Annotated in this window: 17 protein-coding genes; 5 read left to right on the top strand and 12 right to left on the bottom strand. The window is 41.6% G+C overall.

Annotated elements, in window-relative coordinates; genetic code table 11:
- Positions 1-221 precede the first annotated feature (221 nt).
- From CP948_RS08645 to CP948_RS08665, 5 genes are read left to right on the top strand one after another with little or no spacing between them, the layout of a single operon-like run.
- Positions 222-560 (top strand): hypothetical protein, encoded by a 339-nt coding sequence (locus tag CP948_RS08645; RefSeq protein ID WP_096603531.1) that lies wholly within the window; start codon positions 222-224, stop codon positions 558-560.
- Positions 561-581: 21 nt separating this feature from the next.
- Positions 582-1,550 carry an ABC transporter permease gene (locus CP948_RS08650; protein WP_096603533.1) on the top strand — a complete coding sequence of 323 codons (969 nt, stop codon included), beginning with the start codon at positions 582-584 and terminating at the stop codon, positions 1,548-1,550.
- The gene (locus CP948_RS08655; protein WP_096603536.1) at positions 1,547-2,296 is read left to right on the top strand and encodes a dihydroorotate dehydrogenase electron transfer subunit; all 750 of its coding nucleotides are present in this window, start codon (positions 1,547-1,549) and stop codon (positions 2,294-2,296) included. The genes CP948_RS08650 and CP948_RS08655 overlap by 4 nt, the downstream gene beginning before the upstream one ends.
- A complete protein-coding gene (locus CP948_RS08660; RefSeq protein WP_096603539.1) occupies positions 2,296-2,919 on the top strand; it encodes a riboflavin synthase in 624 nt (207 codons plus the stop codon). Before CP948_RS08655 ends, CP948_RS08660 begins: the two co-directional genes overlap by 1 nt.
- A 17-nt stretch (positions 2,920-2,936) precedes the next feature.
- A complete protein-coding gene (locus CP948_RS08665) occupies positions 2,937-4,160 on the top strand; it encodes an EAL and HDOD domain-containing protein (protein WP_096603572.1) in 1,224 nt (407 codons plus the stop codon).
- Here the strand turns inward: CP948_RS08665 and ccsB are convergent.
- The 12 genes from ccsB to rplN are packed head-to-tail and all read right to left on the bottom strand — an operon-like array spanning position 4,157 to position 9,417.
- Positions 4,157-5,077 (bottom strand): c-type cytochrome biogenesis protein CcsB, encoded by a 921-nt coding sequence (gene ccsB, locus CP948_RS08670; protein ID WP_096603541.1) that lies wholly within the window; start codon positions 5,075-5,077, stop codon positions 4,157-4,159. The two genes, CP948_RS08665 and ccsB, sit on opposite strands and share 4 nt — an antisense overlap.
- 53 nt (positions 5,078-5,130) lie before the next feature.
- Positions 5,131-5,574: a 50S ribosomal protein L9 gene (rplI, locus tag CP948_RS08675; RefSeq protein ID WP_096603543.1), complete on the bottom strand. Its 444-nt coding sequence runs from the start codon at positions 5,572-5,574 to the stop codon at positions 5,131-5,133.
- 13 nt (positions 5,575-5,587) lie between these two features.
- Positions 5,588-5,806 carry a 30S ribosomal protein S18 gene (gene rpsR, locus CP948_RS08680; protein WP_096603545.1) on the bottom strand — a complete coding sequence of 73 codons (219 nt, stop codon included), beginning with the start codon at positions 5,804-5,806 and terminating at the stop codon, positions 5,588-5,590.
- Positions 5,807-5,817: 11 nt separating this feature from the next.
- Positions 5,818-6,006: a 50S ribosomal protein L30 gene (rpmD, locus tag CP948_RS08685; protein ID WP_245810126.1), complete on the bottom strand. Its 189-nt coding sequence runs from the start codon at positions 6,004-6,006 to the stop codon at positions 5,818-5,820.
- Complete coding sequence (rpsE, locus tag CP948_RS08690) at positions 5,996-6,568, bottom strand: 30S ribosomal protein S5 (protein WP_096603548.1); 573 nt, start codon at positions 6,566-6,568, stop codon at positions 5,996-5,998. The genes rpmD and rpsE overlap by 11 nt, the downstream gene beginning before the upstream one ends.
- A gap of 11 nt (positions 6,569-6,579) precedes the next feature.
- Positions 6,580-6,951 carry a 50S ribosomal protein L18 gene (rplR, locus tag CP948_RS08695; protein ID WP_096603551.1) on the bottom strand — a complete coding sequence of 124 codons (372 nt, stop codon included), beginning with the start codon at positions 6,949-6,951 and terminating at the stop codon, positions 6,580-6,582.
- 10 nt (positions 6,952-6,961) lie between these two features.
- On the bottom strand, positions 6,962-7,507 hold the full coding sequence (gene rplF / locus CP948_RS08700) for a 50S ribosomal protein L6 (RefSeq protein ID WP_096603554.1): 546 nt from the start codon (positions 7,505-7,507) through the stop codon (positions 6,962-6,964).
- Between the two features lie 9 nt (positions 7,508-7,516).
- Positions 7,517-7,921, bottom strand: a complete 405-nt coding sequence (rpsH, locus tag CP948_RS08705) for a 30S ribosomal protein S8 (RefSeq protein ID WP_096603557.1) — start codon at positions 7,919-7,921, stop codon at positions 7,517-7,519.
- Positions 7,922-7,933: 12 nt separating this feature from the next.
- Positions 7,934-8,122 (bottom strand): type Z 30S ribosomal protein S14, encoded by a 189-nt coding sequence (locus tag CP948_RS08710; protein ID WP_096603560.1) that lies wholly within the window; start codon positions 8,120-8,122, stop codon positions 7,934-7,936.
- Positions 8,123-8,133: 11 nt separating this feature from the next.
- Positions 8,134-8,697, bottom strand: coding sequence for a 50S ribosomal protein L5 (rplE, locus tag CP948_RS08715; RefSeq protein ID WP_096603563.1), 564 nt, complete (start codon positions 8,695-8,697; stop codon positions 8,134-8,136).
- Positions 8,694-9,050, bottom strand: a complete 357-nt coding sequence (gene rplX / locus CP948_RS08720; protein WP_096603566.1) for a 50S ribosomal protein L24 — start codon at positions 9,048-9,050, stop codon at positions 8,694-8,696. Before rplX ends, rplE begins: the two co-directional genes overlap by 4 nt.
- Before the next feature lies 1 nt (position 9,051).
- On the bottom strand, positions 9,052-9,417 hold the full coding sequence (gene rplN / locus CP948_RS08725) for a 50S ribosomal protein L14 (protein ID WP_096603569.1): 366 nt from the start codon (positions 9,415-9,417) through the stop codon (positions 9,052-9,054).
- Positions 9,418-9,577: the final 160 nt, after the last annotated feature.

A 9,577-nucleotide genomic window follows, 5' to 3' on the forward strand; every position in this document is an offset into this window, starting at 1 on the left:
CTATGAACTTTACGATCTGTTTGTGTTTTTTGTTTCTCATTCTAATATTATCTCCCCATTGTGGGGAGCTTTTTTGCTATTTTTTAAACAGTCTCAGTGGAAACGAGAGCCTGTTTGAGAAACCTCAAAACCGCCTATTGCGTTGCCTGCCAATGCCTCAAGCCTTTTAAACGAGCTCTAAACCCCTTAACAAGTGCCTACAGAGGGAGTTTGCGTTTTATGTGGATAGAGACTGCAGGAAGGTCAGGATAGAGGATAAAGTTAGTCCTGAAACGCTCATACAAGACATAAAGGGTTGCGCAGACTTGGGACTTATAAAGAACTACGGAGTTCTTAACTCTCTCTTTTCTAAGCTTCAGAACGCAGACAGGCTATACAGACTGGGAAGGCTAAAAGAAACACAGAACATAGTAAAGGCTTTTGGACATGATCTTTCTGCTCAGAAGGGCAGGCACATAGACGAGAAGTGTGTTTCTGCGGCGCAAACTGACATGGACTTTTTCATGGGTGTGAACACAGTGCAGGAGAGTCTCAAGAGGTATCTAATAGAAAAGAGGTAGGTGGAGCTATAATGTTAGTCTATGAAGTTTTCCCTGACCATAATAGGTTTCTTTGTGTTTCTTGCGGTGTTTGCAGACTTTGTGGCACCCTACCCTTACGACCTTCAAAGCAGGACAACACCTTACCATCCTCCTACCAAGATTCACCTATTCAAAGACGGAAAACTTGCTTTACCTTATGTGAACATGTATGTAATGGAGGATCCTATTTTTAAGTCTTACAGAGAAGATACAAAAACTTCCTGCCCTGTTAGATTATTCATTACAACACCTTACGGATTTAAGCTCTTTGGTGTTGAAAAACCTTGCAAGATGTACCTTCTTGGTGCTGATAAGCTAGGCAGGGATATATTCTCAAGGCTTGCTTACGGTGCGCGTGTGTCTATGTTAGTGGGTTTGATCGGTGTAGCGATAACTTTCCTTGTAGGTTCTCTTGTAGGTGGTCTGTCGGGTTACATGGGGGGTAAACTTGATGCTTTTCTCATGCGTCTGGTGGAAGTGCTTTTGGCTATTCCTACTTTCTACCTGATGCTTTCCCTAAGAAGCGTATTCCCTTTGACTATGGAAAGCTTTGAGGTGTTTCTTATGGTGGTCTTTATCATATCTTTCTTGGGTTGGGCCGGTCTTGCAAGAGTGGTAAGAGGTATGGTGCTTTCCATAAGGGAAAAAGAGTTTGTCCAAAGTGCAAAAACTTACGGTGCAGGGACTTTCAGGATAATAGTCAAACACATACTGCCTAATACTTACTATTACCTTGTAGTATCCGCAACGCTTTCTTTTCCAGGCTACATATTGGCAGAGTCCGCCCTTAGCTTTTTAGGTCTTGGTATTCAAGAACCCCAACCCAGCTGGGGAAACATGCTATCTGATGCAAGAAACATAAACATTATATCAGCCTATCCATGGATACTATCTCCGGGCATCGCCATATTTCTTGTGGTTATGTCTTTCAATCTACTTGGGGATGAGCTTCTAAGGAGACGCAGATGAGGGACACCAAAGGTAAAGTACTTCAAAACTTACCCATATCTCCTAAAACCTACATGATGCAGGTGCTCGCTCCACAAATAACGCCTTACATAAGAGCAGGGCATTTCGTGATGATAAAGGTTTCCCACACAAAAGATCCTATAGGCAGAAGAGCTTTTGCGGTAGCTGACATTAAAGAAGACAGTCTTTTTATATTCTACGATGTGGTAGGAAAGGGAACAGAGCTTTTAAGCAGTTTCTCTCGGGAAAGTCAAGTGGACATTCTTGGACCATTAGGAAAGGGGCTTTTTAACCTTGAAGGAGACAAACATCTGCTTGTTGGTGGTGGTATAGGGCTTGCAGGACTTACCCTTCTTGGTAAGGAGCTTAGGAAAGCTGGAAAGAAGGTGTTTTTCCTGTATGGCGCAAGAAGTAAGGAACATGTAAGTATGGAAAACTGGTTAAAAGAGGAAGGCTTTGATTACGCCATTTACACAGAGGATGGAAGTTATGGAAAAAAGGGCTTAATAACTGATGCTCTTAGCGATTTTGACTCCTCTTGGGTTATTTCAGCCTGCGGTCCAAAGGGTATGCTAAGGGCTATAAAAAAACTCGTAGATCCAAGCAGGCTTTACCTCTCTTTAGAATCACGGATGGCTTGTGGTTGGGGAGTGTGCCTTGGTTGTGTTGTGAAAAATAAAGAAGGACATTACATCAGAGTATGCTACGAAGGACCCGTCTTCAGAGCTGATGAGGTGATCCTCTGATGTTTACAGGGCTTGTGGAAGATGTAGGAGAGGTGAAGGCTCTAAAGACATCCTCAGCGGGTGGAAGGCTCAGTGTAAAAACATCTCTAAAAGATATAAAGTTAGGGGATAGTGTGGCGGTAAATGGTGTGTGTCTTACAGTAGTGAAAATAGTAAAAGATGAGCTGTTATTTGATCTTTCATTGGAAACCCTAAAAAGAAGCAATCTTGGTATGCTATCCGCAGGCGACCCCGTAAATTTGGAAAGGGCACTCAAAGTAGGGGACAGGTTGGGTGGTCATATACTCTTAGGACATGTGGATTTTACCTCAAGGATAACATACTTTAAAAGCAAAGGAGATCACTACGAGCTCAAAGTGTACGTGCCAGACAACTGGCTTGTATACTTTGTGGAAAAAGGCTCTGTTGGTTTAGATGGTATAAGTCTTACTGTTAATTACGTAGAAAGAAACACCATAAGCCTTAACATCATACCACACACTTACGAAAATACAAATCTCAAATACAAAAAGGAGGGAGACTATGTAAATGTAGAGGTAGATGTCATAGGCAAGTATGTTGTAAGCTATCTTCGTAAGATCAAAGGGAAGAGCTTAGAAAGACTTTTTGAAGAGTTCTTTTGAAGGTTATAATAAATCCCATGAATGTGTTGTGCAAACAAGCCATATATGACAGAAACGGGAAAGTGGCTTTCTACGAAGTTTTCATACAGGATTCCTTGACTAACAAGTACCCGGAAGGATTGGATCCCCTTAAAGCGACTACTATGGCAATAGATACTATAACAGAACTTAATCCTCTAAGGGTAGGTGGCGGAAAGCTTGTATTCGTGAATGTACCTGCCATATTCCTTGAAGCGTCCATGTTTGACCTTCTTTCCCCCGAGTATGTAGGTATAGAACTTGTAGAAAATAGAAGGCTCTCTAACGAGCTCTTTGAATCCATAAACGCTCTTTTAAAAAAAGGTTTTAAGTTCTGTATAGATGACTTTGGCTTTGAAAAGATAGATTACCTGCCTCTTTTAGGAAAGTGCCATTATGTAAAGATAAATTTGAAAAAAAGTCCCTACGACATGGAGGAGCTCAAAGAAGTGATAAGCATACTCAAAAATCTGAAGAAAGGGTTAATAGCCAAGAATATTGAAACAAAGGAGGATTACGAACTGGCCTATCAGCTTGGTTTTAACTTTTTTCAGGGTTTTCTCCTATCAAGACCTATAAGGGTTAGAGATACAAGAACCATATCTTATCTAAAGACAACCATATTCAAGCTTTACAAAGCAATAAAGAACAAAGACATGAAAAGCATAGTGGACATTTTGGAGAAAGATATAGGAGCAACTTACAAATTCTTAAAGTTTCTAAATTTTGTCTATCCTACAAAGATAAAGGACATAAGCAAGATAGAAGAGGCTGTGCGCAAACTCGGACTTGAGAACATAGCCAAGTTTACCATAGTGCTTGCTCTTTCGGAGATGTTTGTGGAAGAAGACGAAGTAAACCTTTGGAAAAGGTCTCTCTTCCGGGCAAGCTTAGCGGAGAAATTAGCAGGTATATATGCACCTCATGTAAAAGAAAAGGCTTACCTTGCTGGTCTTTTTTCCTTAGCGGGAGAAATCCTTGGACAGAACCCCGAAGATGTGGTAAAGGAGCTTATGTTGGATAGAGATATAGTTGAAGCTTTTGAGAGAAGGCTTAACGAAATAGGATTTATCCTTTCTCTAGTAGAACTGTTGGAAGACAGTAAAAACGAAAAGATCATAAACAGGGTCTCCAAGATAATAAATGTGGATGCACAGACCGTAATTCAGAGCATAAAAGATGCGGAAAGGGAATCCTCAGAAATTTTAAACAGTATAACTTAGTCTGTTGCATAGCTATGAAGCCCCGGAAAGTACAGATTTATGGCAAAGAAACAGATAAGTACTGTAATAAAGCCAAAAACTACCATCCAGGCAGTACGCTTACCTTTCCATCCAAGCATCTGTCTGGCATGAAGGTAAGCCCCAAAAAAGAGCCAAACTATCAAAGCCCAAACTTCCTTAGGGTCCCAGCTCCAGTATCCACCCCAAGCTTCGTTAGCCCATGCAGAGCCCAATATTATAGATGCAGTCCATACGGGAAATACAAGAATAATAGACTTGTAAGTGATCTCTTCAAGCAGGTCCTGAGAAGGAAGTAGTCTCGTTTGTGGAAACCTCCCCTTTAATAAATAAAGAACAGCACCGGCAAAAGCGACAGTAAAGCCTGCATAACCTATAAAAGCAGTCACCACATGAAGGTAAAGCCAGTAGCTTCTTAGAGCAGGCATAAGAGGTGTTATATCTTTTGATGCTTTAAGCACTGCAAAGGCACTGAGAACAAACGCAATAGGAACAACAAAAGCACCGAGCAGTCTCAGTCCGTATTTTCTTTCTATAATCAGGTATATGCTACCTACTATAAAACTCCAAAAGGTAAGAGCTTCAAATAGATTGCTCCACGGAGGATGAAAAACGCCCAGTTCATAACTCTGTATACTCCTTCTTATCATGCCAGTAAGGTTCAATATTAGTCCCAAAAAGAGGGTAAAAGTTGATACTTTTGCAAACACAGAATTTCTAAAAATGGAGTAAGAAATGTACATAACAGAAGAAAGAGCGTACAGTAAGGTAGCGGACTTGTACCAGAAAGTGTTGTCCACACCTAAGAGAGCCAAAAGGATAGCAATAAGCACACCTATTAATGCAATAAAGTAGTCAGCTAATAGTCTGATATTTCCTTGATGAGCAACCTGTCTCATAGTTCAGATAAGTTTAAAGCACATACCTTTTCTCTGCAATATGAGTTAAAACATCATGCAGGTTTTACTTCTACCTTTATATCCACTGATACCTGCGGATGTAGCCTTACCTGAACCGTATAAATACCTACGTCCTTTATGGGTGTTTTAATAATTATGCGTTTTCTGTCAATATCAAAACCCCTCTCTTTTAAAGCGTTGGCTATGTCTCCTGCAGTGACAGAACCAAAGAGTTTACCCTTTTCACCAATGGGTTTGGATATTTCCAAAATCATCCCTTTCAGAGCCTGAGCGAGATTCAGTGCCTTTTCCTTTTCTCGCTCAAGCTTCCTCATTTTCTGCTGTAGGATACTCTGAATGTGCCTTAGGTTGCCTTCTGTTGCAGGCATGGCTATACCTCTTGGTATGAGGTAATTGTTGGCAAAGCCATCCTTTACTTCTATTACATCACCAAACACACCGTATCCTTCAAGATCTTGGACAAGTATCACTTTCATGACCTTTCCTCCGTCAGGCAACAAGATAAGGTAGTAAGGCTAACTGTCTTGCTCTCTTTATTTCCCTGGCAAGTATTCTCTGATGCTTTGCACAAACACCCGTCTGCCTTCTGCCTATGATCTTTCCTCTTTCTGTCATAAACTGTCTGAGCTCTTCGTAGTTTTTATAACTGGGTTCTTTCTTTTCCTCACAAAATTTACAAGTCTTTTTGGCTGTTCTCTTTATTTCCATGTTTTACCCCCTTAAACTTGCTCCACTTTTAAAAGGTAAAAAGCCTTTTTTATGTTGCCCCACACAACAGGAGTGTCAGGAAGAAGCCTTGACTGACCTACCCTTTTAAGTCCAAGGCTTTTAACTGCTTGTATGTGTGGTTCCGGCTTTCCGGCAAGACCTCTCACAAGAGTCACCTTTATCATACCTTCACCTCGCATATAAGTGATACCTCCTCTGAAGCTCTTCAAGGTCAATACCTCTTTCTCTTGAGACTTCTTCTAAGGATCTTAGCTTGAGAAGGGCAGAAAAGACAGCCCTTACCACATTGTTTGGGTTGGTACTACCCTGAAGTTTTGTAAGTACATCCGTATACCCTGCCAGTTCAAAGATAGGTTTAGCTGCACCTCCTGCCACTATTCCCGTACCTCTCCTTGCAGGCATGACCTTTATCTGGGTAGGTCCGTACTCACCTATCACATCGTGAGGAACAGTACCGTTTATTATAGGTACTCTTATAAGATGCTTCTTACCGTCTTCTATGGCTTTTGCTATGGCTATAGGCACTTCTCTGGCTTTACCAAGCCCAAAGCCCACAAAACCCCTCTTATCCCCTACTATGACCAAAGCTCCAAAAGAGAACCTTTTGCCCCCCTTTGTTACTCTCGTGGTCCTTCTGGCATATATGAGCCTCTCTTCTATTTGAAGCTCATCTTCCATATTAGCTATACCTTGAACCTTCCTCTTTTCGTCAATAAGTTTCTCAAGGTCTACACCGCCCATGTCTTCCTCCTTTAAAACTCAAGTCCCAACTCTCTGCACTTTTCTGCAAAGGCTTTTATCTTACCGTGGTATAAAAATCCTCCTCTGTCAAAGACCACCTTACTTATTCCTTTCTCTTTTGCCTTTTGAACAAGAATCTGTGCGAGCTTTTGAACATCTTCTATAGACTTTCCCCCTCTTTTCCCAGCCAGTTTTACAAACTCGGGGTCTATAGTAGAAGCGGATACTAAGGTGTGCCCCTTTGTGTCATCAATTATCTGAGCGTAAAAGTTGTGAAGACTTCTGTAAACGCAGAGTCTTGGTCTTTCCGGTGTACCAAATATTTTCTTCCTTATCCTTTTATGCCTTCTCTCTCTCCTTTCTCGACTGGTTAGCTTTGCCATTTTTACCTCCTTACTTCTTACCTTTTCCTGCTGCTTTACCGGGTTTTAGCCTGAGAATTTCACCTTCGTACCTAATACCTTTGCCCTTGTAGGGATCTGGCTTTCTAAAGGCTCTTATCTGTGCCGCTACCTGTCCTACTCTTTGTTTATCCGCACCACTTACATATATCTTGTTTTCTTTGACCTCTATCTTTACATCAGGGGGTATGGGGAAAACTACGGGGTGTGAAAAACCTAAGTTAAGTTCAAGGTTCCCACCTTTTACAGCAGCTCTGTATCCAAGACCAAACACTTCAAGCACCACAGTAAAACCTTCTGAAACACCTTTTATCATGTTCCTTATAAGTGCCGCGGTGGTTCCGTGCATCGCTCTGTGGAAGGGTTCATCGGAAGGCCTCTCTACCTTTATGGTATTACCTTCAACATAAACTTTCATATCGGGGTGTAAGTTCATGGAAAGCTTACCCTTTGGTCCTTCTACAGTTATGACAGAGTCCTGAAGGTTCACCTTTACACCATTTGGTATCTCTATAGGTTTTTTACCTATCCTTGACATGGCTTCACCTCACCAAACATAAGCTATAACCTCTCCACCTTTGCCAAGCTTTCTCGCTTCGTGATCTGTTAACACACCTGCATCTGTGGAGAGTATGGCAATGCCAAGACCCTTTTGGACATAAGGTATGGCATGCTTAGGAACATAAATACGCCTCCCAGGTTTGGAAACTTTTACCATCTCTTTTATAACGCTGTTTTGTTTTCTTGGATCTAGGTACTTGAGATGTATCCGTAAAGTATATTGGGTGCCCTTAGAGTTATCTTGCAACCTTTCCCAATCCCTTATGTAGCCCTCCTTTTTTAAAACTTCAAGCAGTGCCTCTTTTAACTTGGAGGAGGGTACATCCACATAATCTCTTCTCCTACTTATGGCGTTCTTGATGGCAGAAAACATATCCGCAATAGGGTCCATCCTTAAACCTCCTTACCAGCTTGCCTTTCTAACTCCGGGTAGTTCACCTTTAAGCGCAAGCTCTCTAAAACATAGCCTGCACATACCAAAGTATCTGATAAATCCCCTTGGTCTTCCGCACAGGGGACATCTGTTTTTGTGTCTAACATCATACTTGGGAAAGTGTTTAATGTCCTTAGCTATCTTGGCTTTTCTTGGCATAATCTCCTCCTTTAAGCGCTCCTTATAGGCAGTCCCAAGAGGGACAACAGCCAAAGCGCTTCTTCGTCAGTCTTAGCGCTCGTGTGTATGATTATATCCATACCTCTTATGGCATCCACCTTCTCGTAATCTATCTCTGGAAACACGATCTGTTCGGATATACCAAAAGCGTAGTTACCTCTACCGTCAAAAGACCTTGGGTTTAGTCCTTTAAAGTCCTTTACTCTTGGAAGAGCTATGGATATGAGCTTGTCTAAAAAGTCCCACATCCTCTCTTTTCTGAGAGTTACCTTTAGTCCCACCGGCATACCTTTCCTTAGCTTAAAGCCTGCCTCGGACTTTTTGGCTCTTCTGACAGCTGGATGCTGACCCGTTATAAGCTTTATGTCCTCCATAGCCCTTTCTAAATGCTTTATATCCTGCACCGCTTCTCCCACACCCATATTGACCACTACCTTCACTATCTTTGGGACTTCCATAGGGTTTTTGTATCCAAACCTGTTTATCAGTTTTGGTACCACCTCATCCCTGTACTTGATGTAAAGCCTTGGTATGTACTTTGTTTCAACACTCATGCCTTGACCCTCTCTTTGGTTCTTATTACGTCTATGTTCTCATTGCACTTTTTGCAGTACCTGTACTTTTTGAGTTCATTGCCTTCACGCTGTATCCTAAAACCCACACGCGTCGGTTTATTACACTTAGGACACAGGAGCATCACATTGCTTATGTGTATAGGAGCTTCCATTTCGTAAATACCGCCTTCCCTTACATTGGGAATTCCCTTTACATGTTTTTTAACTATGTTAACATCCTTTACGATAACTCTGTTTTCCTCTCTTAGCACCTTTATAACTTCTCCTGTCTTACCTCTCTCTTTTCCTCTTAACACTACGACCGTATCACCTTTCTTTATCTTCAGAGCCATATCATACCACCTCCGGAGCTAAAGACGCAAGTTTTGTAAAACCTCTGTTTCTCACTTCTCTGGCTATAGGACCCAATATACGGGTTCCTAAAGGCTCACCGTACTGGTTTAGCAAAACTACTGCGTTATCATCAAACTTTATGTAGCTTCCGTCAGGACGCCTCACCTCTTTCTTTGTCCTTACTACCACCGCTCTGTAGACCTTTCCCTTTTTAGCAGGGCTGTTGGGTGCTGCATCCTTTACAGTTACGGTAACCACATCACCTACTGTTGCGTACTTTCTTGGTGCATAAGGTATACCTATTATTTGAACCCTTTTAGCTCCTGAGTTGTCAGCCACGTTTGCATAACTTTGCCTCTGTATCATAGCACCTCACCTCAACAAGACAGATAATTATACAGGATTTTTTTGCCAAGTGCAAGATTATAATAGAGGCTGTTTGAAAAATCCCAGAGCATTGACAAAACTTGATTTCTAAAAACAGCCCTCAAAAGCTCAAAAAATAAGTAAATCCCCCAAAGCACCA

Origin of the sequence: Hydrogenobacter hydrogenophilus (assembly GCF_900215655.1) — a bacterium.
GTDB classification, from domain to species: domain Bacteria; phylum Aquificota; class Aquificia; order Aquificales; family Aquificaceae; genus Hydrogenobacter; species Hydrogenobacter hydrogenophilus.

What these genes read in the sequence shown, in the direction of transcription:
- rpsE (WP_096603548.1), bottom strand. Translation starts at nt 6,568, where the DNA reads ATGGGCGGTGTAGACCTTGAGAAACTTATTGACGAAAAGAGGAAGGTT.
- rplE (WP_096603563.1), bottom strand. Translation starts at nt 8,697, where the DNA reads ATGAGTGTTGAAACAAAGTACATACCAAGGCTTTACATCAAGTACAGG.
- rplN (WP_096603569.1), bottom strand. Translation starts at nt 9,417, where the DNA reads ATGATACAGAGGCAAAGTTATGCAAACGTGGCTGACAACTCAGGAGCT.
- rplX (WP_096603566.1), bottom strand. Translation starts at nt 9,050, where the DNA reads ATGGCTCTGAAGATAAAGAAAGGTGATACGGTCGTAGTGTTAAGAGGA.
- ccsB (WP_096603541.1), bottom strand. Translation starts at nt 5,077, where the DNA reads ATGAGACAGGTTGCTCATCAAGGAAATATCAGACTATTAGCTGACTAC.
- CP948_RS08660 (WP_096603539.1), top strand. Translation starts at nt 2,296, where the DNA reads ATGTTTACAGGGCTTGTGGAAGATGTAGGAGAGGTGAAGGCTCTAAAG.
- rplR (WP_096603551.1), bottom strand. Translation starts at nt 6,951, where the DNA reads ATGGCAAAGCTAACCAGTCGAGAAAGGAGAGAGAGAAGGCATAAAAGG.
- rpmD (WP_245810126.1), bottom strand. Translation starts at nt 6,006, where the DNA reads ATGCGAGGTGAAGGTATGATAAAGGTGACTCTTGTGAGAGGTCTTGCC.
- rplI (WP_096603543.1), bottom strand. Translation starts at nt 5,574, where the DNA reads ATGAAAGTGATACTTGTCCAAGATCTTGAAGGATACGGTGTGTTTGGT.
- CP948_RS08665 (WP_096603572.1), top strand. Translation starts at nt 2,937, where the DNA reads ATGAATGTGTTGTGCAAACAAGCCATATATGACAGAAACGGGAAAGTG.
- CP948_RS08655 (WP_096603536.1), top strand. Translation starts at nt 1,547, where the DNA reads ATGAGGGACACCAAAGGTAAAGTACTTCAAAACTTACCCATATCTCCT.
- rpsR (WP_096603545.1), bottom strand. Translation starts at nt 5,806, where the DNA reads ATGGAAATAAAGAGAACAGCCAAAAAGACTTGTAAATTTTGTGAGGAA.
- CP948_RS08650 (WP_096603533.1), top strand. Translation starts at nt 582, where the DNA reads ATGAAGTTTTCCCTGACCATAATAGGTTTCTTTGTGTTTCTTGCGGTG.
- rplF (WP_096603554.1), bottom strand. Translation starts at nt 7,507, where the DNA reads ATGTCAAGGATAGGTAAAAAACCTATAGAGATACCAAATGGTGTAAAG.
- CP948_RS08710 (WP_096603560.1), bottom strand. Translation starts at nt 8,122, where the DNA reads ATGCCAAGAAAAGCCAAGATAGCTAAGGACATTAAACACTTTCCCAAG.
- rpsH (WP_096603557.1), bottom strand. Translation starts at nt 7,921, where the DNA reads ATGGACCCTATTGCGGATATGTTTTCTGCCATCAAGAACGCCATAAGT.